Here is a 24651-nt window from a genome sequence, read left to right on the forward strand (position 1 = left end):
TGGATTGAATACTCGGTTGAACACACGGGCCGCACCGGCTGGCATCGTCGCCGTCATGGCGACGCAAGCAGCGCGTGGTCGACCCACCCGTTATGTGGCGCGATGGAGCCGCACCATGTGTTGTGGTTGATCCGCCGCGGAATTGCGGCGGGGCTGTTGCTGCATCCGCTGCGGGAGAAAGACGCTCGCGCGATATCGCTCAGCGCGCCGGCAACAAGGCCAGCACCTGGTCGACCACCGCGTCGATGCCCAAGCCGGTGGTGTCGATGCGGACGGCCTCCTCGGCCGGTCGCAGCGGCGCCACCGCGCGCTGGGCGTCGCGCGCGTCGCGGGCGAGAATCTCCCGTAGCAGACCGTCTAACGTAACCGAAACCCCTTTGTCTTTCAACTGCTTATAGCGCCTCTCCGCCCTTTCCTCGGCGCTGGCGGTCAGAAACACCTTGAACGGGGCGTCCGGGAAGATGACCGTGCCCATGTCGCGGCCGTCGGCGACCAGGCCCGGGGCCCGGCGGAAGGCCCGCTGGCGGTCCTTGAGCGCGGCCCGGACCTCGGGGATGGCGGCGATGGCCGAGGCGGCCGCGCCGGCGGTCTCGGTGCGCAGTTCGTCGGTGGCGTCGACCCCGTTGACCAGGACCCGCAACTCGCCGGCCTGTTCGCGGAAGCCGATCTGGGTGTCGAAGGCGCAGCGGACCAGGGCGGCGGGGTCGGCCAGGTCCAGGTCGGCCCAGCCGGCGGCCACGCCGACCGCCCGGTACAGGGCGCCGGAATCCAGGTAATGCCAGCCCAGGCGCTGGGCCACCAGGCGGCTGATCGTGCCCTTGCCGGAGCCGGAGGGGCCGTCGATGGTGAGGACGGGGATGAAGGAGGAATCGGAAGATGCGCTGTTCATGACCGTATTATGCGGCCGGCGCCGCGGTTTCTCCGCCGATCGGGGCCGGATCGGCGCGCCGCCCCTCCGACCCGGCCCGGCATGCCGACAGGGCGCCGCCCCTGCCCCACGGCGCCCCTCCCCGGCACGGCACGGCCCGTCCGGCGCGCCCGAGCCGGCGCCCGGCGCAGATTTCTTCATGCAAGCACTTGATCGGGCGAGTTTTTATCCGCTAGAATCGCGGGCTTAATTTTCCACCCGCTCCATTTCACCCACTTTTTGCCGAGGTCTGTCATGAAGGTCCTGTCCTCTCTGAAGTCGGCGAAGGCCCGTCACCGCGACTGCAAGGTCGTCCGCCGCCGCGGCAAGGTCTTCGTGATTTGCAAGTCGAACCCGCGTTTCAAGGCGCGTCAGCGCTAAGCCTGAAACGAACCGGCTTGGTCGAGGCGCATCAGCGCCGAGATCTCGCCGACGCCAGCCCCGCTGGCGCCCGGGTTCAAGTCGAAAGCCGCCGCGAGGCGGCTTTCTGCGTTATGCCCCTCGCGTCCGTTCGCCCCGCGCCGCGTCGCCCTGTCCCGCCCCGGTTCATCAAAGCGTGACGGCCGCACGCTGCCGCTGCGCGTCACCTTGTGCCTAGAATCCCGCGTCCTTTGACGAGGTGAAATGTAATGAAACTGCGCATTGCCGTTGCACCGCTGCTCGCCCTGCTGGCCCTGTCGGGCGCGGCTTCGGCCGAGACTTTGTTGATCGAGCGCGTGCAGCAGGAGGGCAAGGCCCTGCTGCCGGCGCGCGGCCAGAGCATGGATCAGGTCAAGGCCCGCTATGGCGAGCCGACCCAGCGCCTGGACGCCCGCGGCGGCCAGAAGCGGGCCTGGCCGCAGATCAACCGCTGGGTCTATCCGGCCTTCACCGTGTACTTCGAGAAGAGCCGGGTGATCGACGTGGTCGCGAACAAGGCGGACGCCGAGGAAATCGGACCGAAACCGCCTATCCTTTGAGGTTATGACCAACAACGCATTGCGCTTCCCCGCGGAGTGGGAACCCCAGTCCGCGGTCCTGATCGCGTGGCCGAACGCCGACACCGACTGGGCCGACCGCCTGGGCGAGGTCGAAGAGACCTACATCGCCCTGGTCGCGGCCATCACCCGTTTCCAACCCGCCCTGGTCTGCGTCGCCGACGACGACGTCCAGGCCTATGCCCGTGCGCGCCTGTCCTCGGCGCGGATCGACATGAGCCGGGTGCATTTCATCGACGCGCCCTACGACGACACCTGGCTGCGCGACTCCGGCCCGATCACCCTGCGCCAGGGCGACGGCTTCCGCCTGCTCGATTTCCGCTTCACCGGCTGGGGCGGCAAGTTCGACGCCAGCCAGGACGACCTGCTGGTCGAACGCCTGCATGAGCAGGGCGTGTTCGCGCCCGGCAGCGAGCGCGAGAGCATCGACTTCGCCCTGGAGGGCGGCGGCATCGAGACCGACGGCGCCGGCACCCTGCTGACCACCTGGCGCTGCCTGCACGAACGCCACCCGCAGCTCGGACGCCAAGAACTCGGCGCCAAGCTCGCCGGCTGGCTGCGCCAGGACCGGGTGCTGTGGCTGGACCACGGCTATCTGGAGGGCGACGACACCGACGCCCACATCGACACCCTGGCCCGCTTCGCCGCCGAGGACGCCATCGTCTACCAGGGCTGCGACGACCCCGCCGACTCGCATTACCAGGAGTTGCAGGCGATGGCCGCCGAACTGGCCGCGCTGCGCACCCGCGACGGCCGCCCGTACCGGCTGTTCGCCTTGCCGTGGGCGCAGCCGATCCTGGACGAAGGCCGGCGCCTGGCCGCCAGCTACGCCAACTTCCTGATCGTCAACGGCGCGGTGCTGATGCCGGCCTACGGCGACGCCGCCGACGGCGCGGCCCAGGCCGTGCTGGCCCAGGCTTTCCCGGACCGCGAGATCGTGCCGGTGCCGTGCCGCGCGCTGATCTGGCAGAACGGCAGCCTGCATTGCGTGACCATGCAGTTGCCGCAGGGCGTGGTGGCCTAACCCCGCCGCGCAGCGCAACGCGCGGCCGCCGGCCACGCGTTGCGCCACCGGGCGCGGAGCGCAAAGGCGCCGCGCCCGCCAGGGCGAATCCGCCCCGCCCCGATGTTGCGCGCATCGCCGCGACCGACCTCCCCGTCATGGCGCTCTCCTACAATAGGCGTTCGCCCCACCGCCGGACCGTGCTCCCGATGAAGAAGACCACCCTCCCCGTCGCCCTGATCCAGGACCGCGACCACGGCTCGCGCGAGGCCAATCTGGCCAATATCGAGCAGCGCGTCGGCGAGGCCGCCCGCCAGGGCGCCAAGCTGGTGCTGCTGCAGGAGCTGCATAACGGGCCCTACTTCTGCCAGCACGAATCGGTGCAGGAGTTCGATCTGGCCGAGACCATTCCCGGCCCCAGCACCCAGCGCCTGGGCGCGCTGGCCAAGCAGCACGGCATCGTCCTGGTCAGCTCGCTGTTCGAGCGCCGCGCGGCTGGGCTGTACCACAACACCGCAGTGGTCTTTGAGGCCGACGGCTCGATCGCCGGCAAGTACCGCAAGATGCACATCCCCGACGACCCGGGTTTCTACGAGAAGTTCTACTTCACCCCGGGCGACATCGGCTTCGAGCCGATCCAGACCTCGGTCGGCCGCCTCGGCGTGCTGGTGTGCTGGGACCAGTGGTACCCGGAAGGCGCGCGCCTGATGGCCCTGGCCGGCGCCGAGCTGCTGCTGTACCCGACCGCGATCGGCTGGGACCCGGACGACGCCCAGGACGAGAAGGACCGCCAGCGCAACGCCTGGATCCTCAGCCACCGCGGCCACGCGGTCGCCAACGGCCTGCCGGTGCTCAGCGTCAACCGGGTCGGCTTCGAACCCTCGCCGCTGGGCGCGTCCGGGATCCAGTTCTGGGGCTCCAGCCACGTGCTCGGCCCGCAGGGCGAGTACCTGGCCGAAGCCAAGACCCAGGAACCGGAAATCCTGATCGCCGAGGTCGACCTGGGCCGCAGCGAACACGTGCGGCGGATCTGGCCGTTCCTGCGCGACCGCCGCATCGACGCCTACGCCGACCTGCTCAAGCGCTACCGCGATTGAACGCGCCCAGCCCGGTGCGCCTGCGCGTCGCGGTCGAATCCGACCTCGACGCGATCGCCGCGCTGTACGCGCGCGAAGTGCGCGAGGGCGTGGCTACTTACGAGTACGACGTCCCCGATCGCGCCGAGATGCGCCGGCGTTGGCGCGCGATCGCCGACGCCGGCTATCCCTATCTGGTCGGCGAGGTCGACGGCGCGTTCGCCGGCTACGCCTACGCCAGCGCCTACCGCAGCCGGATCGGCTATCGCTGGACGGTCGAGAATTCGGTCTATGTCGAACCGTCGATGCAGGGCCGCGGAGTCGGCCGCGCGCTGATGCTGCGCCTGATCGAGGACTGCACCGCGCTGGGGTTCCGGCAGATGGTCGCGGTGATCGGCGACGGCAGCAACGCCGCCTCGGTCGCCCTGCACGAGCGCCTGGGCTTCCGCCTGGCCGGCGTGTTCCCCGGGATCGGCCGCAAGCACGGCCGCTGGCTCGACACCGTGCAGATGGTGCGCCCGCTCGGCGACGGCCGCGACGGCGAGCCCGATCCGGACGTGCCCGGCTTGCGCTAGACACGACGCGCTCAGATGCAGGCCCGCTTCCGGCACACGCCGCGGCGGCGCGCTCGGATATGCGCCGGCCGCCACGGACACGCCGGACCGACCGGCGCAATGTGCTTTTCCCGAACCCCAGCGTCTCCGCCCTTTGGCCCAGGCGCGCGGGAACGGTTCGGCTAAGCTGAACGAAACCGCCGACGAGCGGTCAAAATAAAACGAACGGACGTGCTATTTTATGGCCATGTCGACCCTGACCGCGACCAACAAAGGCGCCGCCACCCGCGACGCGATCCTCGAACAGGCCTACGGCATCGCCTGCTCGGCCGGCCTGGAAGGCCTGTCGATCGGCCCCCTGGCCGCCGCGGTCGGCATGTCCAAGAGCGGCGTGTTCGCCCACTTCGGTTCGCGCGAAGACCTGCAACTGGCGGTGCTGGACAAGGCCGCGCAGCTGTTCACCGGTTATGTGCTGCTGTCGCAGCTGAAGCAGCCGCGCGGGCTGGTGCGCTTGCGCGCGATCGTCGACGCCTGGTTCGACTGGTCGCGCCACACCGACGGCGGTTGCGTGCTGCTCGGCGCGGTCAGCGAATACGACGATCGCCCCGGCGCGCTGCGCGACTGGGTGGTGGAACAACAAAAGCGCTGGCGCGCCGCCCTGGCCCAGGCGGTGCAACTGGCGGTCGACAACGGCGAACTCGGCGCCGACACCGATACCGAGCAACTGGCGTTCGAAATCTACGGCCTGGCGCTGATCGTGCATCACGACGCCGGCCTGTTCGGTTTCGACTCGGCGCGCGAACGCGGGCGGCGGGCGTTCGATCGCCTGGTCCGCTCGTACGCGAACGCCGCTTCCGCCTCCCCCAACGCCTGATTCCGTTTCGCGAGGTCCGTCATGCATCCGTTCATCGCCAAAATTAGTACGACCGTTCGTAATATCGTGCGTTTGTACGGGCTGCGCCTCGGCTTCGTGTTCGGCGCCTGGTTCGCGCCGAATGCGGCGGTACGCCGCGCGGCCGATCTGTTCTGCACCCCGTTCGCGTCCTCGCGCGCGCGCGCGTTAGCCGCGCCGACCTTCGGCGCGCGCGAGGAAACCCTGCACGTCGACGGCCACGCCATCGTCGCTTACGTCTGGGGCGAACCGCGCCGACAGCCCTATGTGCTGTTCGCCCACGGCTGGTCCAGCCACGGCACCCGCGTCGCCAAGTGGCTGCCGGCCCTGCGCGAGGCCGGTTACGCCCTGGTCGCGTTCGACCAGCCCGCGCACGGGCGCAGCCCGGGCCGGCTGGCGACCCTGCCCGACTTCACCCGCCATCTGTACGCGGTCGGCGATCACTACGGCCCCGCCGCGGCGGTGATCGGCCATTCGCTGGGCGGCGCGGCGACCCTGCTGGCGATGGCGCGCGGGCTGCAGGCCGAACGCGCGGTGCTGATCGCGCCGGCCGCCGACCCGGTCGCCGCGGTCAGCCGCTTCGCCCGCTTCCTGTGGGTCGGCGAAGACCTGTGCCGGCGCCTGATCGGCTACTTCGAAACCCGGGTCGGACTGAGCTTCGATTCGCAGCAGGCGCACCGCAACGCGCCCAACATCGCCCGTCCGGCGCTGATCGTGCACGACCTGGACGACCGCGAAGTGCCGTGGTCGGAAGGCGAGCGCTATGCGCGCTACTGGCCCGGCGCGCGCCTGCTCAGCACCCAGGGCCTGGGCCACAACCGCATCGCCGACGACGGCGGAGTGATCGCCGCCAGCCTGCGCTTCCTGCGCGGCGAAACCGTCGGCGACACCGTGGTGTCCAGCGACAACTTGCCGTACGGGATGGCTTGAGGGGCCGGGACTCGGGACTCGGGACTCGGGACTCGGGACACGGGGTTCGGGACACGGGGTTCGGGGTTCGGGGTTCGGGATTCGGGGTTCGGGATTCAAGTTCCGGCTCGGCACTACGCCATCGGCAGGAAGTACGGACAAAGCTCCGACGAGTCCCGAGTCCCGAGTCCCGAGCCCCGCCCCCATGCGGTTTGCCCGCAGCCGGCCGCAACCTCTATGCTGCGGGACTTTCTGTGCTCCGGCACAGCCGCCGCGAGCCTCCCGATCCGCATGAACGAACCGCACCTCGTATCCGACGGCCTGCAGGGCCAGCCGCACGCCATCGTCGAACGCGACGGGGTGCGCTATACCCTGCTCGGCACCGCCCACGTGTCCCAGGCCAGCGTCGACGCGGTACGCGATGCGGTCGGCACCGGGCGCTACGATGCGGTCGCGGTCGAGCTCGACCCGCAGCGCCTGCAGGCCCTGACCGACCCCGACGCATTGGCGCGGCTGGACCTGATCCAGGTGATCCGCTCCGGCAAGACCGCCTTGTTCGCCGCCAACCTGGCCCTGGCCGCGTACCAGCGCCGGCTCGCCGAACAGCTCGGCATCGAGCCCGGCGCCGAACTCAAGCGCGCGGTGCTGGAAGCGCGCCAGCGCGAGCTGCCGGTGCACCTGATCGACCGCGAGGTCGGCCTGACCTTCAAGCGCGCTTCGCAGCGGCTGGGCTTCTTCGGCCGCGGCAAGCTCGGCGTCGGCCTGGTCACCAGCCTGTTCGCCGCCGACGAGGTCGGCGAGGACGAGATCGAAAAGCTCAAGCAGGGCGACATGCTGGAGTCGAGCTTCGGCGAGTTCGCCAAGGAAAGCCCGGAGCTGTACGACACCGTGATCGCCGAGCGCGACCGCTACATGGCCGCGCGCCTGCGCGAGAGCGCCGGCGAGTCGCGCGAGGTGCTGGCGGTGGTCGGCGCAGGGCATCTGCAAGGCCTGGCCAAGCATCTGCGCGAGGACCAGGGCGACCCGGTCGCGCAGCGCACCGCGCTCGAGCAGGTCAAGACCAAGAGCAAGGTGCCGTGGGTGATGATCGCCATCACCACCCTGATCCTGGCCGGCATCGCCTGGGGCTATTGGAAAGGCGGCGCGCAGATGGGCACCGAGCTGCTGCTGCAGTGGGTGCTGTTCACCGGCGGCCTGGCCGCGCTGGGCTGCGCGATCGCCGGCGGCCATCCGCTGAGCGTGATCACCGCGGCGATCGTCGCCCCGCTGAAGCCGTTCCGCCCCGGCGTGCCGACCGGCGCGCTGAGCGCGCTGGTCGAAGTGCATCGGCGCAAGCCGGCCTACGGCGACTTCCTCGCCCTGCGCGACGACGCGCAGACGATCGGCGGCTGGTACCGCAACCGGGTCGCGCGCGTGGTGCTGAATTTCCTGCTCACCAACCTGGGCTCGATGGCCGGCGTCTGGCTGGCAGGTTTCCGCATCGCCGCCAAGCTGGTCGGCTGAGCAGCGCGCCCCGCTGAAAATCGCGCCCCCTCTGTAGGAGCGGCGTGAGCCGCGACAAGCGGAGCGATGTACGCAAGCGCAAATGCCGAAACCAGGACCGTCGGGGTTCGGCGCGGTCGCGCATGAGCTTCGGATCCTGGCACGGCACTTCACCGCTCCGGCTGTCGCGGCTCATGACCGGAGGAAATCCCTGTGGAACGCCGCTCCTACAACGGCGGATTCGCGCCGATGCCGCTCAACGCAACGACAACTGCAGGCGGCGCCCGTTCCAGTCGAGCACCGCGCCGTCCGGGCGGATCGCCACCAGCACCGCTTCGCCGATCCGGTCGCCTTCGCTCAGACGCTGGCCGTCGACGATCACGAAACGCCGCGCCGGCTCCTCGTTCCACATGTGCATGCTGAGCTTGAGCGGCGGCAGTTGTTTGCGCGCCTCCGGCGACAGATCGGCCAGGCGCATCGCCCCGCCCTCGCCCGCCGGCCTGGCCGCAGGGGGCGCCGGCGGTGCGATCGGCAAGGGCTCCGGCGCGGCGGCCGGAGCCGGCTTGGGTGACGGCAGCGAAGCCACCGTCTGAGTAGGCGCGGCGACGACGGCAGGCGCCGTAGCCGGCGCGGCGGACGACGGACGCGGGGCTGCGGCAACGGGCGCTGCGGCGGAGCTCGCAGCCGCGGCGACCGCCGCCGGTTCCGCCGCTTTCGTGGCGGGATCGGCCGAACCTGCCGCCGCCGGAGCGACAGCGTCGCCACCGTCAGCTGCGACCGCGGTCGCGGCGGCCGGCGTAACCGCGAGCGGCCGTCCCGGCTCGGTCGATGCCGGCTCGGTCGGTGCCGACTCGGACGGTGCCGACTCGGTCGGTGCCGACGCGACGGCCGGCTCGGGCGGCGCGCGGCGCTGCGCCGGGTCCGAGGCCGCATCGCGCGAGATCGCGCTATCGCCCGCCTTCGCGGTCGATTCGGTGCTGTCCGATTCGGGACCGGAACGCAGCAGCCACACCCCGATCGCCGCGGCGACGGCCAGCGCGCCGGCGCCCCACAGCCAGGGCGCGCCGGAGCGCGCCGGCGGCGGCGCCATCGGCGGCAGCGGCGCGTACAGATCCGGCGACTGGCCGCGGCGGCGCTCGGCTTCCGACTTGCGCAGGGCTTCGAGGATCAACGACATCGTCTACTCCAGTACCCGTTGCAGGCGCGGCCCGGCGCTCTCTGCGGCCGACAGCGCGAACAGGGTTTCCGGGCCGATCACGCCGTCGCTGCGCAGGCCGCGCGCGGCCTGGAACCGGCGCACATCGTCCGCGTCCGCCGCTTCGACCCCGAGTCGCGCGTCCAACCACCGCTGCGGCGCGCCCTGCAGGGGCTTGGGCAAGGGCGCGCTCAAACCGTCCGGACCGCGCCACAAGGCGGCGTATTCGCCGTTCCACAGGCGCTGCAGGGCGATCCGGTCGAGATCGGCCTCGCCACCGTGCAGCCACAGCCGCGCATCGACCGCATCGACGCCGCGCAACAGCGCCCAGGCGCTGCGGCCGTCGGCGTTCAAGCGCAGCAGCACCGGCCGGCCCAGCGCGGCCAGCGCATCCAGGCGCGCGTAGCCGCGCAGGCAGTACACCCCCGGCGCGACGCTGCGCGCGCAGGCCGACGCGGTTTCGGCCGCAGCCGCATCGGCCGGCAGCTGCCACAGGCCGAGCAGGCGTTGCCAGGCCGCCATCGGCTCGGCGGCGGCCTGGCCCACCCGGCGCGTCGCGGCCGCCGCGTCCAGGCGCGGTATCGCGGCCGCTTCGACGCGGGTTTCGGCCTTGGCTTGGGGTTTCGCCGACGCTACGGCCGGAGCTGCCGCGCGAGCCGGCGCGGCGGGCTGGGTCGCGCTGCGGCCGTCGCCGGCGCGCGCCTGCGGCGTCGCCGCGGTCGCGGTGGCGGCGGTCTCGATCGGCCGCCACCACCAGGCCGCGGCCGCGACCGCGCCGGCGAGCACCGCCGCGACCGCGGCGATGCGCGCGTAACGGCGACGGCGCGCGACCGGCGCCAGGGCCTCCTGCGCGGCCTGGTCGACCAGCGACTCGCCGATCGTCGCGTCGTCGCGTGCGTAGCCGCCGAGCAAGGCGCGTTCGGAGATCACGTTGATCAGGCGCGGCACGCCGCCGGAATGGGCGTGGATCCGTTTGACCGCCGCGGCGGTGAACGGCAGCCGCTGGCCGCCGGCGACGCGGTAGCGATGGCGCAGCAGCGCCGCGGTCTCCAGCGCGTCGAGCGGGGTCAGGTGGAAACGCGCGGTGATGCGCTGCGACAGCTGGCGCATGTCCGGCCGCGCCAGCATGTCGCGCAACTCGGGCTGGCCGATCAGCACGATCTGCAGCAGCTTCTGGGTATCGGTCTCCAGGTTGGTCAGCAGGCGCACCTGCTCCAGCGCGTCGCGCGACAGGTTCTGCGCTTCGTCGACGATCAGCACCACGCGCAGCCCGCGCGCGTAGGCGTCGAGCAGATAGGCGTTGAGCGCGTCGACCAGCGCCTTGACGCTGCCGCGGCGGCCGGCCAGGTCCAGGCGCAGTTCTTCGCCGATGGTCTCCAGCAGTTCGACCGGACTCAGACGCGGGTTCAACACCAGCGCGGCGCGGGCGTTGTCGGGCAATTGCTCCAGCAGCAGGCGGCACAGGGTGGTCTTGCCGGTGCCGACCTCGCCGGTCAGCAGGACGAAGCCGCCGCCGCCGCCCTGGCCGACGCCGAACAACAGGTGCGCCAGCGCGTCCCGGTGGCGTTCGCTGAGGAACACGAAGCGCGGGTCAGGCGTGATCGAAAACGGCGGTTCCTTGAGCCCGTAATGATCCAGGTACATGCGCGTGCCGGCGGCGGCGGGATGCACCTAGCCTGCCACGAATCGCGCGCGGACGCGTGTCCGGGGAAGTCGCCGCGGGCGCCGGCGCGGCGCCCGCGCCGGGACGCGTGATCCGCGCCGGAACCGGAACGTGCGCCAGGGCACGGACCGGCCGGCCGCGGCGGCGTCAGCGCGCGCTCAGGCGTGCTGCGCCGCCGGTTCCGCCGCGCCCGCGTCGTGCGCCGGCAGGCCGCGCGCGCGCCGCACCAGCTTGGCGGTGCCGCCGCGCAGGTCGTCGAGGATGGCGTAGATGGTCGGCAGGAACAGCAGGCTGACCACGGTCGAGAACGCCAGGCCGCCGGCGATCGCGCGCGCCATCGGGTAGTACGGCGGCATGTCGCCGCTGGTCTTGGTCGACAGCGCGATCGGCACCATCGCCAGGATCGCCGTGCCCATGGTCATCAGGATCGGGCGCAGCCGCTCGCGGCTGCCTTCGACCAGCGCTTCGGTACGCGACAGGCCGCGCCGGCGCAGGTTGTTGATGTGCTCGATCATGACGATGCCGTTGTTGACCACCACGCCCATCAGCACCAGCACGCCGATGAAGGACATGATCCCGAAGGTGGTGCCGGTGATCCAGAACAGCCAGAACACGCCGAACACCGAGAACAGCACGCCGCTCATGATCGCCGAGGGGAACAGCAGCGACTCGAACACCGCCGCCATCACCACGTAGATCATGATCAGGGCGATCAGCAGGTTGAACAGCATTTGCTGGTTGGCCTCGTCGTCGCGCTGGAACGCGCTGCCGTCGAAGGAATAGCTGTAGCCCGGCGGGAACGCGATCCGCTTGAGGATCGCCTCCATCTCCTTGCGCGCCTCCGGCACGGTGACCTTGTCGCCGAGGTTGGACTTGATGGTCAGGGTGGTCTGGCGGTTGACCCGGTTGATCTGGGTCGCCGACGGGCGCACCTCGACCTGGACCATGCTCAGCAGCGGCACGGTGCGGCCGTCCGGCGCACGCACGGTGAAGGAGGCGATCTCGGCGGTGTTGAACTGGTCGGCGCCGGCGAAGCGCGCCCACACCTGGACCTCGGTGTCGCCGCGGCGGAACTCGCGCAGGGTCGCGCCGCGCAAGGCCAGGCCGACGAACTTGGACACCTCGTCGGCGCTGAAGCCGAACGCGGCGGCGCGTTCCCGGTCGACCCGGATGCGCAGTTCGTTGTTGCGGTCGCCGGCGTCGATGCGCACGTCGCGGAAGCGCGGGCTGCGGGCCAGGATCGGCACGATGTCCTGGCCGAGCTGCTCGAGCATGGCGCTGGAATCGCCGACCAGCTGCACCTGGACCTGGTTCTGCTGGCCCTGGTCGTCGTCGAAGCCGACGCCGATGCCGGCGCGCGCCGACTTCGGCAGGCCCTTGCTGATCTGGTCGGTGATCGGCTTGGTCTTCTTGACCAGCTCCTTGTCGAAGGTGACGACCGTGCTGGCGTCGCCGTCCTCGCTGTAATACGAGTACACCTGGGTGATGTGGAACTTCTTGCGGTTGGCGTCGAGGTAGTCCTCGACCCGCTTGACCTCGTCCGACATCTGTTCCTTGGTGTAGCTGCCCTTCCACTGGTAGTAGATGTTGGCGCTGTCGCCGCCTTCGCCGCCGAACATGTCGAACTTGGTTTGGGTCATCGGCAGGATGCTGACGGCGATGATCAGGACGATGCCGAGCACGCTCCAGCCGCGGTGCTCCAGGGTCCAGCGCAGCAGCGCGGCGTAGTTGCGCTGCAGGTAGGGGATCAGGCCGGTGCTGCGGTTGATCGTCGGCGGGGTCTTCAGCCGCGCCGAGATCATCGGGATCAGGCTGACCGCGACCAGCCACGAGGCCAGCAGCGAGACCGAGATCGTGATCGCCAGCTGCGACATGAAGATCTTGATCTGGTTGGTCTCGCCGAACAGGTTCGGCACGAACACGATGCAGTGGCACAGGGTGCCCGCCGACAGGGCGATGGCGACGTGGCGGGTGCCGATCACCGAGGCCAGCCGCGGCTGGTCCGGCATCTTCTCGCGTTCCTGGTAGATGCTCTCGACCACCACCACGGCGTTGTCGACCAGCATGCCGACCGCCAGCAGCAGGCCCATCATGGTCAGGATGTTGAGGGTCACGCCGACGAAGTACATGAAGCCCAGGGTGATCACGAAGCAGATCGGGATCGCCAGGGTCACCATCAGCGTCGACGGCCAATGGCGCAGGAAGAAGAACAGCACCGCCATCGACAGCACCAGGCCGACCGCGCCGGCCTCGGCCAGCTCCAGCAGCGAGCTGGTCACCTCCTCGCCCTCGTTGGAGATGATCTTGAACTGGACCCCGCGCAGCGCCGACTCGGACTTGACCTTCTCGACCTCGGCCAGGGCCAGGCGCGAGACCTCGACCAGATTGGCGTTGCGGTCCTTGAAGATGTCCAGGCCCACCGCCGGACGGCCGTCCAGGCGCCGGCCGTAGGCCATGCGCTTGGGCTTGTAGCGGACCTCGGCGATGTCGCCCAGGCGGGTGCCGTTGGTGCCGATGACCAGGTCGCGCAGCTGCTGCAGGTCGGTGATCTCGCCGATCGGCTGCACCCGCAGGCGCCGGCCGCCGTCCTCGATTTCGCCGGCCGACACCGAGAAATTGACCGTCTGCAGGCGCGTGGTCAGCTCGTTGAGGCTGATGTTGTGCGCGGTCAAGCGGTCGGGCGCGATCGCGATCTCGACCTCGTTCGGCGACACCCCGGAAATCTCGACCTTGGCCACGCCCGGCAGGCGCTCGATGCGGCGCTTGAATTCGCGGTCGATCAGCTCGTAGGAACCGGACAGGTCGTGGTCGCTGGCCAGCCGGACGCGCAGGAACGGCTGGTCGGTGGTGGAGAACTTGAGCACGAAGTAGCGCTGCAGGTCGTCCGGCAGGTCGCTGCGGATCGCATCGATGCGCTCGCGCGCCTCCGAGGCTGCGATGGCGACGTCGCGGTCCCAGTCGGCGAATTCGATCACCACGCTGGCGTTGTCCGCGCGCGCCTCGCCCTGCATGCGCTTGATCCCGGTCATGGTCGACAGCGCGTCTTCGGTCGGCCGCAGCAGGGTGCGCTCGACTTCTTCCGGGGTCGAGCCGGCGTACGGCATCTGCACCACCAGGAACGGGAACGAGATCGACGGAAAGGCCTCCAGCGGCAAGCGCACCGCTGCGATCAGGCCGATCACGAACATCGACACGAAGGCCATGATGATCGTGACCGGGCGCCGGATGCTGAACTCAGCAACGCTCATCCTGGACGCTCCTCAGGCCTGGCCCGGCTGGTGGCCGTGCGGCGGGTGGTGCAGGTCCGCGTCGGTCAGCGGTTCCTGCTCTTCGTGGATGTGCTCGGCCACCGCGTTGGCGTCGCGGCGCGCGCGGCGGGCGCGTTCGCGGTAATGCTCGTCGGAGCGGCGGTCGAGCAGGTCGTACACCACCGGGATCACCACCAGGGTCAGCAGGGTCGACACCAGCAAGCCGCCGATCACCGTGATCGCCATCGGCGCGCGCACCTCGGCGCCCTCGCCGGTGGCGATCGCCAGCGGCAGGAAGCCGAACAGGGTGCAGGTGGTGGTCATCACGATCGGGCGCAGGCGCGAACGCGCGCCCTCGATCAGCGCCTCGCGCTTGGCCACGCCTTCCTCGCGCAGCTGGTTGACCTTGTCGATCAGGATGATCGCGTTCTTCACCACCAGGCCGACCAGCAGGATCAGGCCGATGAACACCACCACCGACACCGGCGAGCGGGTCAGGACCAGCGCCAGCACCGCGCCGACCAGGGCCAGCGGGATGGTGAACAGGATCACGAACGGGTGCAGCAGCGACTCGAACTGCGAGGCCATCACCAGATAGACCAGGAAGATCGCCAGGCCGAAGGCGAACAGCAGCGAGTTGATCGACTGCTGCAGTTCCTCGCCCTGGCCGCCGATGTGCATGCCGATCTCCGGGCCGAGCGGTTGCTCGGCGACCATCTGCCGGACCTCCTCGATCGCGCCGCCCAGGTCGATGTCGCGCAGGTTGGCCGAGACGATCGCCACCCGCACCTGGTCGGCGCGGTGGATCTCGCTCGGGCCGGTGGTCGAGACCACCTCGGCGACCGAGTTCAGGGTCACCGGCCGGCTGCTGCCCGGATTGACGATCAGGCGGCGGATGCTTTCCAGCGAGGCCCGGTCGGACTCGCGCGCCCGCACCAGCACGTCGATCTTGCGGTCGCGGAAGCTGTAGCGGGTGGCGACTTCGCCGCGCACCTTCTTGACCACCGCATCGGCGATCTGGCGCGTGGTCAGGCCGAGCGCGCCGGCGCGGTCCTGGTCGAAGCGGATCTGAATCTCGGGGAAGCCCTGCTCCACCGTCGACTTGACGTCGGCGTAGTGCGGGTTGGCGCGCAGCATCGCGGCCATGCGCTGGCCGGCGCGCTGGATGGTCTCCAAGTCCTGGCCGCGCAACTCGATTTCCAACGGCGTGGAGAAGCTGAACAACTGCGGCCGGGCGAAACCGACCTGGGCCGCCGGATGGGCGGCCATGGTCTCGCGCAGGCGCTCGGTTTCGGCCGCCTCGACTTCCTTGCTGCCGCCGTCGGCCATCACCACGGTGAGCTTGCCGATGTTCTCGCCGCTCTCGGTGGGGTTGGCGTCCAGGCGCGTGCCGCTGCCGCTGACGCCGAACAGCGCGCGGATGCCGGGGTCCTTGTCGTGCTTGAGCTGCAGCTCGCGCACCAGCTTGTCGGTCTCGCGCAGCGGCGTGCCCGGCGGCAGCTTGACCGTCATCTCGAAGCGGTCCTGGGCCAGCTGCGGGATCAGGTCGGCGCCGAGCAGCGGCACCGTGGCCATGGTCGCGACGAAGGCCGCGCCGGCCAGGACCAGCACCAGGGCCGGCCGGCGCATCGCCGCCGGCAGCAGCTTCAGGTAGGCGCTCTCGGCGCGGCCGTAGGGCGCCATCGCCAGGTCGCTGGCCTTGCGCATCACCGGACCGACCACCGCGGCCAGGCCGCGCCAAAACTTCACCAGCAGCCAGCTCAGGCCGAACACCGCGCCGCGCACGCCGGTGCCGGCGCCGTGGCCGACCGCGGCTAGCGGCTTCTGCAGGCGCGAGGTCGGCTGCCAGCGCGGGTGGCCTTCCTCGTCCGGGAACGCCATCGGCGGCCGGCCCTTGAGCGCGCTGAGCATCGGGATCAGGGTCATCGACACGACCAGCGAGATCGCGATCGCCAGCGCCACGGTCAGGGCCTGGTCGCGGAACAGCTGGCCGGCGATGCCTTCGACGAACACCAGCGGCAGGAACACCGCCACCGTGGTCAGGGTCGAGGCCATCACCGCCATGCTGACTTCGCGGGTGCCCTGGATCGCCGCCTCGAGGATGCCCAGGCCGCGTTCGCGCGCCTTGGCGATCGACTCCAGCACCACGATCGAGTCGTCCACCACCAGGCCGGTGGCCAACGCCAGGCCGCCCAGCGACATCACGTTGAGGCTCAGGTCGAGCTGGCCCATGAAGAAGAAGGTGGTGACGATCGAGACCGGCAGCGACAGGCTGATCACGAACGTGCTCCAGCCGTCGCGCAGGAACAGGAAGATGATCAGGATCGCCAGCAGGCCGCCGATCACCGCGTCCTTCTTGACGTCGGCGATGGCATGGCGGATGAACTGCGACTGGTCGTCGATGGTGGTCAGCTCGACGTCGGCCGGGATCTGCGACTTGATCGCCTCCAGCCGCGCCTGAATGGCGTCGGCGGTGGCGACGGTGTTGGCGTCGCCTTCCTTGTAGATCGCCAGTTCGACCGCTTCCTTGCCGGCCAGGCGGATGATCGCCTCGCGTTCCTTGTAGCCCTGGCGGACCTCGGCGATGTCCTTCAGCCGCACCGGCTTGCCGCCGGCCGGGGTGCTCTGCGAGCCGTCGTTGGCGCTCTGCACCGAGGCCGCGGCGGCCATCGCGTCGGCCGAGCCGGAAGCGGCGGCGACCCGGGCCATCTCGGCGGCCGCGTCGGCGGCGGCGTTGCCGCCGGCCTGCTGGGTGGTGACCAGCATCTCGCGGATTTCCGGCACGGTCGCGAACTGGTTGACCGTGCGCACCAGGTAGCGCTGGCTGCCCTCCTGCAGGCTGCCGCCGGAGATGTTGATGTTCTCCTGCTGCAGGCGCTGGATGATGTTGTCGATCGGCAGGTTGAGCTGGGCGATCTTCTGCTGGTCGATGTCGACCTGGATCTCGTCCTCCAGGCCGCCGCCGACCTTGACCGCGGCGACGCCGTCGACCGGTTCGAGCTTCTTCTTCAGGTCGTCGTCGGCGTAGCGGCGCAGCTCGGTCAGGCGTCGGATCGCGTCGGTGTCGTCGGCGGCCGCGCCCTTGTTGGACAGGGCGATGCGCAGGATCGGCTCGGTCGAAGGGTTGAAGCGCAGCAGCACCGGCTTCTTCACTTCCAGCGGCAGCTGCACGACTTCCATCTTGTCGCGCACTTCAAGGCTGGCCTGGTCCATGTCGGTGCCCCAGGCGAACTCGAGCACCACGTCGCTCTGGCCGGTGCGCGAGACCGACTTCAGCTTGCGCAGGCCCTTGACCACGCCCAGCGCTTCTTCCAGCGGCTCGGTGACCAGGGTTTCGATTTCGGTCGGCGCCGCGCCGGTGTACTCGGTGCGCACCGTCAGCGTCGGGTAGCTGAGGTCGGGCAGCAGGTTGACCTTGAGGCTGTTGAGGGCGATCACGCCGAACAGCAGGAAGGTGATGGTCACCATCGCCACCGTGACCCGGCGGCGCGTGGAGAATTCCACGAGGTTGAAGGACGTCGTGTCCGAAGGCTGAGCCACAGTCAGTCCCCACGTTCTCTTAGTGTTGTCAGCGGCCGACGCCGCGGCGGCCGCGGCGTCGGCGATGGCGCGCGTGGAGCGCGCTTATTGCTTCTGCGTGGCCGGCTTCGCCGCGGCGACTTCACGCGGCGGTTTCTGGCCGATCAGCTGCACCTCGGTGCCTTCGCGCAGCGCGGTCTTGCCGGCGACCACGACCTGGTCGCCCAGCTTGACCCCGTCGCGGACCTCGGCCCAGGCGCCGTCGAGGTAGCCCAGCTTGATCGGCACCCGCGCGACCTTCTTGCCGCGGACCACGAACACCGCCGGATCGCCTTCGTCGTCGAGCAGCGCCGCGCGCGGCACCACCAGCGCGTCGGCGCGGTTGTCGTAGTCGATGCGCAGGCGGCCGAACATGCCCGGCTGCAGCGCGCCGCCGCCCTCGAAACTGCAGATCACCCGGAACGTGCCGCTGCCGGAGTCGACCACCGGCGCGACCCGGTCGACGGTGCCGGCGAAGGCCTTGCCGGGCATGGCGTCGACCGTCATCTGCACCGGCAGGCCGGCCTTGAGCGTGGCCAGCTCGCGCTCGGGCACGTTGAGCGTAGCCTCCAGGCGCGAGGTGTCGACGATGCGGATGATCGGCGAGTTGATCTGGACGAAGTTGCCGGTCTTGATCGAACGCGACGCGACGATGCCGGAGATCGGCGCCTGGACGTTGGCGTAGGACAGTTCCAGGTTGGCCATCCGGTTGGCGGCGCGCGCGTTTTCCGTGTCGTAGCGCAGCTGGTCGATGTCGTTGGCGCTGAGCAGGCGCTGTTCGGCCAGTTGCTTGGAGCGGGCGTAGTTGGCCTCGAGCTTGCGCAGGGTGGCGTTGGTCTGGGCCGCCTGCAGCTCGGCGCGGGCCGAGTCCAGCCGGACCAGCACTTGGCCGGCCTGGACCTGCTGGCCTTCTTCGACCATCACCGCCAGAGCCACGCCGGAGGTCTTGGCGACCACCTGCGACTCGGCGCGCGCTTCCAGCGGCGCGGTGCCGGTATAGCTGGCCGCGATCGCCCGCCGGGTCGCCTGGGCGACTTCGACCGGGACCGCTTCGGATGCCTTGTCCTTGGCTTCCTTGCCCTGAGCCTCGGCGGCGCCGGGGCCGCCCTTGCAGGCCGCCAGCCCGAGGGTGCAGGCCAGGGCCAGGGCGGCGAAGGCCAGCGTACTGCGCGCCGAAGCACCGCCGCGGCGGTTATTGGAGAGATGACGCATGCGAAACGACCCCAGGATTCTAGTAATCACAGCTGCCAATGGACTCGGCGGACCGGCTGTATGCCGGTGTTGTATATAGGTATATCACCGGCCCGGAAAGCCACCATCCGCCGAAGGTCATGGTGACTGGAGCCATGCATTTATTCTGAGGCACGGTAAGCGCGAGCGGCCGCGGCCGCCGTCATTCCGGCCCCGAAGCATGGATGCGTCGAACGACGACTTCGTTGCAGTCGCGTCGCCGGCTATACTCGCCCACTTGTGCGCGGTCTCAGGCCGCGTAGAGCCAGCCACCACCTTTCGCTAGCCATTCGAGATTGCGGACTACGACATGATGCGACCGCTGACGATCGCCTGTTTCGCTCTGACCCTGGCCGCCGCTACGGCGTACGCGCAGGAACCCGCCAAGGCGCCGGCCGCGCCCGCCACGGCCGCCCCCGCCGCTGCCGCCCCGGCCAAGTCGCCGGCGAAAGGCAACGCCGAAACCGGTCGCCAGCTGACCTACACCTGCCAGGGTTGCCATGGGGTCACCGGCTACAAGAACGCTTACCCCAACTATCACGTGCCCAAGATCGTCGGGCAGTCGCAGGAGTACCTGGTCAACGCGCTGACCGAGTACAAGAAAGGCACGCGCAAGCACCCGACCATGCAGGCCCAGGCCCAGAGCTTCTCGGACCAGGACATCGCCGACATCGCCGCCTTCCTCTCCAGCGCCAAGTGAGCCGCCCCATGACCCAGATCCGTTCGATCAAGCGCGGCTTCGCTCTGGCTGCCCTGTCGCTGGCCCTCGCCGCCTGCTCCAATGCCGACGCGCCGGCCGGCCACTCCTCGGCCGACCGCAACGCCGGCCACACCTCGTCCTCGTCGGGCCTGCCGGCCGGTCGCATCGCCGAGGGCGAAAAGCTGGCCAGCGTCAAGGGCGCGGCCACCGGCCAGTCCTGCGTCGACTGCCACGGCGCCGAAGGCAATGCGCCGATCGACCCGACCTACCCCAAGCTGGCCGGCCAGTACCACGACTACATCGCCCACTCGTTGCAGATGTACCGCGACGGCGACCGCGAGCACGCGCTGATGTCGAACCAGGCCAAGACCCTCAACGATCAACAGATCGCCGACCTTGCCGCCTACTTCGGTTCGCGCGACAAGGGCCAACTGCGCGACCTGCACGGCATCCACTGAGCCGGCGCCGGGTTCGAGCGGCACACGACAAACGGCCCGCTCGCGCGGGCCGTTTTGTTTTGCGCGGTTTTCTTTCGGACCGCGCCTTGCGCCGGCCCTGGCTGCCGCGCGGCCGACGCCGGGCCGGCGGCCGCGGCGGCGCTCAACCGCCCGGCGGCGGCCGCACGCTGCCGTTGTCTTCCTGCAGGTGCGGCTTGAACGGCACGTCCGGCGGCGGCCGCGCCTGCGCCGGTTGATCGTTGAGGTTGGGGTCGTTGATGCCGCAGCCGCCGCCGGCCATCAACAGCACCACCGAGCACTGGATGCGCTTGCCGGTGCCCGGGATCGGAATCATCACCGTCTGCACGCTGCGCCGCACCCATTCGGCGAGCAGGGTCTCGTTGGGGCGCCAGTACTTGTCGAACGTGGTCGGCTCGTAATCGTTGGGCTTGCGCCGCAGCCAGGTGCCGGCGCGGTCGAGGTCCTTGATCTCCTGAGTGATCGTCCCCGGCGGCTGGCCCGGCGAAGCCGAGCCCGGGGTATCGGCCAGGCGCACGCGGCCGTCGCTGCCGTACAGGCCGGGCGCCTGTCCGGGCTGGCCCGGCTGGCCGCCGGGACGGTTGCGCGCCGCCTCGCCCCAGTCGTCGCCGCGCTTGGGCGAGGACCAGGTGCCCGGGGCCGGCGTCGGCTTGGGGCCGGCGCCCGCGGTCGCGGCCGGCGGGCGCGCGGCGGCGTTCGGCGCGCTCGCGGCGGCATCCACCGCCGCCGCCGCGTCCGCGGCGGAGGCCGGAAACGCCGGCGCCGCGGTCGGCGCTGAGGCGGTGGCCGCCGGCGCGCGCGCGGCCGGCGCCGCGACCGAGGCCGGCGGGCTGGGCGTCGGAATCTCCGCCACCCGCACCGACGGCGCGGCGCTGCGCAGTTGCGGCGCGCTGATCGGACGGGTCGGCAGGTTCACGTTCGGCAAGGCCGGCGCGGGCGTCGGCGCCGGCACCTCGCGCACCGCGACCTCGCGCGGCCGCGCGCTCAAGCTGGGCGCGGCGATATCGCGCTGCGGCAGCTCGCGCGCGATCGGTTGCACCGGCGCGGGCACGTCCTGCGACGGCACCGGCCGGGTGGCGGCTTCCAGCTGCGGCACGCGAATGCTGTCGTCGACCCGGCGCCGGGTCGGCGGCAGGACGAATTCCTGCGGCGCGTCGGGCAAGGCCTTGCTGACCATCACCGGTTGCTCCGCGGCGGGCGGCGGCAATTGCGGCTCGGGCACGTCGCGTTGCGGCACCTCGGGGACCGCCGCCTGCAGCTCCGGCGCCGGCGGCGTCGGCAAGTCCGGCGGCGCCAGGTCCTGCTGCGGCGGCGCCGGCTCGGCCGCGACGGCCTGGCTGGGCGCCTGGGTCTGCGCCGGCGCGGGCTCGGCGGGTCGTTCGCTGGGCTGCTGCTGGCCGCCGCCGGGCCGTTCCGGCGTGCCGTCGCCGACCAGCTCGATCAGGGTCACGTCCTCGCCCCGCGCCGGCGGGCGGGCGGCGAAGTACTGCAGGTACATCAGCCAGATCAGCAGGCCGCCGAAGATCAGATGCCACAGCAGCGAAGCCGAACCGGCGAACCAGCGCAGGCCGCGTTCCTCGCGCGCCGGCGGATGCCATTCCTGCCGCCACAGGGTCGCGAACGCCTGCCAGCGGTTGAGCGCGGCGGCGCGCGTCGGCGGCTGCGCCAAGGGACGCTGCGCCAGTACCGCCAGCACCGCATCGGGAGTGGCGCCGGTCACCGCATCGGCGCGCGCGGGCATCGCATCCAGCCACTGCTGCCAGCCGGCCGGCAGCTCGCCGGGCGCCTGCGAATCGCGGCGCGCCGACAGCCGCAACCGGCGTTGCAGGGCTTCGATGAGCGAGGCGGCGGTGGGCATGGGCTGCGCCGCGCCGCGCTCAGGCCGCGCTGTCTCGGCGGATGTAAGGCGCGTCGCCGCTGTCGTGGTCGGTGGCGTCGCGCACCGCGGTCACGCCCGGCACCTTGCTCATCAGCGTGGTCTCGATGCCCTGCTTGAGGGTCACGTCGGCCATGCCGCAGCCGTGGCAGCCGCCGCCGAAACGCAGCACGACCACGCCCTGCGCGGTCACTTCCTGCACCGCGACGTTGCCGCGGTGCTGAGCCAGCTGCGGATTGATCTCGTGCTCGACCACCCAGTGCACGCGCTCGACCAGCGAGGCCGAGTCGGCCGGCGCCTCGCCCTTGATCTTGGGCGCGCGGATCTGCAGCTGGCCGCCGGTGGCGCGGGTTTCGTAGTCGATCTCGGCGCCGTCGAGGTAGCGCACGCTGTCGGCCTGCAGCCAAAGGGTGAAGCCTTCGCAGTCGATCGCCCACTCGTCGCCGTGCAGGTCCGCCGGCTCGGCGAACTCCAACCGCACGTCGGCGCGCGGCGTGCCCGGGTGCATCGCCGACAGGCGCACGCCCAGCCCCGGCAGGGCCTCGCGTTCGATCAGCTTGCGGAAGTGCGCCTGGGCGGATTCGGAAATATTGATCATCGGGCTATTCTAGCGGGGTCGACGCGACCGGAAGTCGCGCGCCTATCCTACGACCGCCGTCGATACGATTCCGTTCAGCGGAACCGGTCGCGGTGCCGACGCATCGCCCCGGCCGCCGCGCCGGGCCGCCAGGAGTCCGCCATGAACGACCTCATCCCCCTGTCCCAGGCCCATTGCATCGCCCGCCGCGGCAGCGAGCACCGGCTCAGCGAGGCGCGGGTGCGCGAGTTGCTGCCGCAAGTGCCGGGCTGGGAGCTGGCCGAAGACGGCCATGCCCTCACCAAGACTTTCCGCTTCGACGACTACTATCGCACCATGGCCTTCGTGAACGCCCTGGCGTTCATGGCCCACCGCGAGGACCACCACCCCGACCTCGGCGTGCATTACGATCGCTGCGTGGTGCGCTACTCGACCCACGACGTCGGCGGACTGAGCGAGAACGACTTCATCTGCGCCGCCAAGGCCGAAGCCCTGACTGGTTGACTGCCATGACCCTGCACCGTCCGCTGTCCCTCGCCCCGGCCTTCGCCGCCGTCCTGGCCGCGACGCTGGCCGCCGGCTGCCAGCGCGCGCCCGAGGCGCCGATCATTCCCTCGACCCCGCTGCGCGCGGTCGACACGCCGCCGCCGGAGTATCCGCAGACCATCGGCTGCGACCAGATCGGCGGCAAGGTGGTGCTGCAGCTGACCGTCGGTCCGGAGGGCAAGCCGACCAAGGTCAACGTGCTCGAAGGCAGCAAGGTCGCCGCGCTCGACCAGGCCGCGGTCGACGGCGTGCAGCGCTGGCGCTTCGAGGCTGCGACCCGCAACGGCAAGCCGGTCTCCACCGACATCCAGGTGCCGGTGACCTTCCACGCTCCGAGCGAACGGCCGCCGCACTGCGGCGCGGGGCCGGCCGCCGGCTGATCCGGCGGCGCCTGGAAGGCGGATCGGTTCGAACGCCTGGCCGGTCGAAGGCCAGGCAGGCCGCGGCGCGCGCAACGCCGCGGCGAGGTGCATGCCCGCCCTGCCCGGCCCGCGCTTAGCCCAACCGGTCCAGCACCTCGATCAACTCCGGCGCCAACGGCGCGTTGAGCAGATAAGGCTCGCGTCCGCCGTCGAGGGCGAACTCCAGGGTCGAGGCGTGCAGGAACAGCCGGCGCAGCCCGGCCTGGTCGCGCAGCCGCTTGTTGGCCTCGGCCTCGCCGTACTTGTCGTCGCCGGCCACCGGGTGGCCGATGTGCTGGGAATGGACCCGGATCTGGTGGGTGCGGCCGGTTTCGATCCGGACCTCGCAGTAGGACTGTCCGCCGCGGCGTTCGAGCACCTTGAAATGACTCAGCGAGGGCTTGCCGTCGCGGTGCACCTGGACATGGCGCTCGCCGCCCTGGCGCAGGCCGATGTGCAGCGGCGCGTCGACGCTCATGACCCCGTCGGGCATGCGCCCGGTCAGCAGGGCCAGGTAGCGTTTGGCGATACCGCCCTCCTCGCGCATCAGCGCCTGCAGCTCGGTCAGGGCCGAGCGCTTCTTGGCCACGATCAACAGCCCGGAGGTGTCGCGGTCCAGGCGGTGGACCAGCTCCAGGGTCTGGCCGGGGCGCAGCGCGCGCAAGGTCTCGATCGCGCCGAAGCTGATCCCGCTGCCGCCGTGGCTGGCGACCCCGGAAGGCTTGTTCAGGGCCAGCAGGCGGGCGTCCTCGAACACGATCGCCGCGTCCAGGGCGTCCATGAAGCCCTTGGGCGGGGTCGGTTTGTCGCCGGCCTCGCTGAGACGGACCGGCGGGATGCGCACCTCGTCGCCGGCCTCGAGCTTGCACTCGGCCTTGGCGCGGCCGCCGTTCACCCGCACCTGGCCGGAGCGGACCAGCTTATAGATCAAGGACCTGGGCGCGCCTTTGAGCTGGCCGAGGAGGAAATTGTCGAGCCGCTGGCCGTCGCGGTCGTCGGGCACGCGCACGGTGCGCGCGCCGCTGGAGCCGGGGTTTGCTGATTGGGTCATCCCGAAGCGTTATCTGTTACACTCGCGACGCGAGATAAGGTTTTGATTTCGCTGGGAGTTGTACCGGTCTTCGCGCCTGACAAGCGTGCCTACCGGTACGGGGCCGAAAGCCCCTCCCGCGATTCCGATCCGCGTCTAACCACTGCCCACGGGGCAGCCATGTTAGCAGCGACGGAGCGGCGGAACCGGCCATCGCCCGATGGGTCAAAGCATCGAGATGAACACCCGTGCGGCGCCAGAGCCTGCGCTCCAGAAGAGCCGGCTCGAAGCTGCCGCCGCCCCGCCCCGAGCGACGTTCGCGTCGCCGGCCCGAAAGAACTGGAAAGGTAA

At 70.6% G+C, this 24651-nt stretch carries 21 protein-coding genes; 12 read left to right on the forward strand and 9 right to left on the reverse strand.

Features of this window, described 5'->3' with window-relative positions; translation table 11 throughout:
- Positions 1-199 precede the first annotated feature (199 nt).
- Positions 200-889, reverse strand: a complete 690-nt coding sequence (gene cmk / locus AC3A57_RS05790) for a (d)CMP kinase (RefSeq protein WP_221672444.1) — start codon at positions 887-889, stop codon at positions 200-202.
- Positions 890-1162: 273 nt separating this feature from the next.
- Between cmk and ykgO the strand changes: the two genes are divergently transcribed.
- The 8 genes from ykgO to AC3A57_RS05830 all read left to right on the forward strand — a co-directional run bounded on the left by ykgO (position 1163) and on the right by AC3A57_RS05830 (position 7821).
- Positions 1163-1288: a type B 50S ribosomal protein L36 gene (gene ykgO / locus AC3A57_RS05795; protein ID WP_010342887.1), complete on the forward strand. Its 126-nt coding sequence runs from the start codon at positions 1163-1165 to the stop codon at positions 1286-1288.
- 248 nt (positions 1289-1536) lie between these two features.
- A complete protein-coding gene (locus AC3A57_RS05800; protein WP_221672442.1) occupies positions 1537-1866 on the forward strand; it encodes a hypothetical protein in 330 nt (109 codons plus the stop codon).
- A 4-nt stretch (positions 1867-1870) separates the two neighbouring features.
- Positions 1871-2908, forward strand: a complete 1038-nt coding sequence (locus AC3A57_RS05805) for an agmatine deiminase family protein (RefSeq protein ID WP_487578020.1) — start codon at positions 1871-1873, stop codon at positions 2906-2908.
- A 188-nt stretch (positions 2909-3096) separates the two neighbouring features.
- Entirely contained in the window at positions 3097-3984 is an 888-nt protein-coding gene (locus AC3A57_RS05810) for a carbon-nitrogen hydrolase (protein ID WP_487578021.1), read from the forward strand.
- On the forward strand, positions 3981-4538 hold the full coding sequence (locus AC3A57_RS05815; protein WP_487578022.1) for an N-acetyltransferase family protein: 558 nt from the start codon (positions 3981-3983) through the stop codon (positions 4536-4538). Before AC3A57_RS05810 ends, AC3A57_RS05815 begins: the two co-directional genes overlap by 4 nt.
- A 226-nt stretch (positions 4539-4764) precedes the next feature.
- Positions 4765-5391, forward strand: a complete 627-nt coding sequence (locus AC3A57_RS05820; RefSeq protein ID WP_487578023.1) for a TetR/AcrR family transcriptional regulator — start codon at positions 4765-4767, stop codon at positions 5389-5391.
- A 66-nt stretch (positions 5392-5457) separates the two neighbouring features.
- Positions 5458-6339, forward strand: coding sequence for an alpha/beta hydrolase (locus AC3A57_RS05825; protein WP_487578024.1), 882 nt, complete (start codon positions 5458-5460; stop codon positions 6337-6339).
- Positions 6340-6609: 270 nt separating this feature from the next.
- The gene (locus tag AC3A57_RS05830) at positions 6610-7821 is read left to right on the forward strand and encodes a TraB/GumN family protein (protein ID WP_487578025.1); all 1212 of its coding nucleotides are present in this window, start codon (positions 6610-6612) and stop codon (positions 7819-7821) included.
- 235 nt (positions 7822-8056) lie between these two features.
- Here AC3A57_RS05830 and AC3A57_RS05835 read toward each other — a convergent pair whose 3' ends face one another.
- From AC3A57_RS05835 to AC3A57_RS05855, 5 genes are all read right to left on the reverse strand, one after another.
- The gene (locus tag AC3A57_RS05835; protein WP_487578026.1) at positions 8057-8977 is read right to left on the reverse strand and encodes a general secretion pathway protein GspB; all 921 of its coding nucleotides are present in this window, start codon (positions 8975-8977) and stop codon (positions 8057-8059) included.
- Positions 8978-8980: 3 nt separating this feature from the next.
- On the reverse strand, positions 8981-10666 hold the full coding sequence (locus AC3A57_RS05840; protein WP_487578027.1) for an AAA family ATPase: 1686 nt from the start codon (positions 10664-10666) through the stop codon (positions 8981-8983).
- Positions 10667-10816: 150 nt separating this feature from the next.
- Positions 10817-13906: an efflux RND transporter permease subunit gene (locus AC3A57_RS05845; protein WP_487578028.1), complete on the reverse strand. Its 3090-nt coding sequence runs from the start codon at positions 13904-13906 to the stop codon at positions 10817-10819.
- Between the two features lie 12 nt (positions 13907-13918).
- Positions 13919-17452 carry an efflux RND transporter permease subunit gene (locus tag AC3A57_RS05850; RefSeq protein WP_487578403.1) on the reverse strand — a complete coding sequence of 1178 codons (3534 nt, stop codon included), beginning with the start codon at positions 17450-17452 and terminating at the stop codon, positions 13919-13921.
- Between the two features lie 78 nt (positions 17453-17530).
- On the reverse strand, positions 17531-18676 hold the full coding sequence (locus tag AC3A57_RS05855) for an efflux RND transporter periplasmic adaptor subunit (RefSeq protein ID WP_487578029.1): 1146 nt from the start codon (positions 18674-18676) through the stop codon (positions 17531-17533).
- A gap of 331 nt (positions 18677-19007) precedes the next feature.
- Here AC3A57_RS05855 and AC3A57_RS05860 point away from each other — a divergent pair, with 331 nt between their 5' ends.
- Positions 19008-19394 carry a c-type cytochrome gene (locus tag AC3A57_RS05860; RefSeq protein ID WP_487578404.1) on the forward strand — a complete coding sequence of 129 codons (387 nt, stop codon included), beginning with the start codon at positions 19008-19010 and terminating at the stop codon, positions 19392-19394.
- Positions 19395-19402: 8 nt separating this feature from the next.
- Positions 19403-19852: a c-type cytochrome gene (locus AC3A57_RS05865; protein WP_221672433.1), complete on the forward strand. Its 450-nt coding sequence runs from the start codon at positions 19403-19405 to the stop codon at positions 19850-19852.
- 142 nt (positions 19853-19994) lie between these two features.
- Here the strand turns inward: AC3A57_RS05865 and AC3A57_RS05870 are convergent, their stop codons facing one another.
- Both AC3A57_RS05870 and AC3A57_RS05875 read right to left on the reverse strand, forming a co-directional pair.
- Positions 19995-21728 carry a serine/threonine-protein kinase gene (locus tag AC3A57_RS05870; RefSeq protein WP_487578030.1) on the reverse strand — a complete coding sequence of 578 codons (1734 nt, stop codon included), beginning with the start codon at positions 21726-21728 and terminating at the stop codon, positions 19995-19997.
- A 19-nt stretch (positions 21729-21747) separates the two neighbouring features.
- Complete coding sequence (locus AC3A57_RS05875) at positions 21748-22344, reverse strand: NfuA family Fe-S biogenesis protein (protein ID WP_487578031.1); 597 nt, start codon at positions 22342-22344, stop codon at positions 21748-21750.
- Between the two features lie 141 nt (positions 22345-22485).
- Here AC3A57_RS05875 and AC3A57_RS05880 point away from each other — a divergent pair, with 141 nt between their 5' ends.
- Positions 22486-22827, forward strand: a complete 342-nt coding sequence (locus AC3A57_RS05880; RefSeq protein ID WP_363796854.1) for a 4a-hydroxytetrahydrobiopterin dehydratase — start codon at positions 22486-22488, stop codon at positions 22825-22827.
- Between the two features lie 5 nt (positions 22828-22832).
- Positions 22833-23249, forward strand: coding sequence for an energy transducer TonB (locus AC3A57_RS05885; protein WP_487578032.1), 417 nt, complete (start codon positions 22833-22835; stop codon positions 23247-23249).
- 115 nt (positions 23250-23364) lie between these two features.
- On the opposite strand, the gene AC3A57_RS05890 is transcribed toward AC3A57_RS05885, so the two are convergent.
- The gene (locus tag AC3A57_RS05890; RefSeq protein WP_487578033.1) at positions 23365-24321 is read right to left on the reverse strand and encodes an RluA family pseudouridine synthase; all 957 of its coding nucleotides are present in this window, start codon (positions 24319-24321) and stop codon (positions 23365-23367) included.
- Between the last annotated feature and the right edge of the window lie 330 nt (positions 24322-24651).

The sequence above is a fragment of the Lysobacter sp. Soil_C_15 genome (assembly GCF_057657315.1).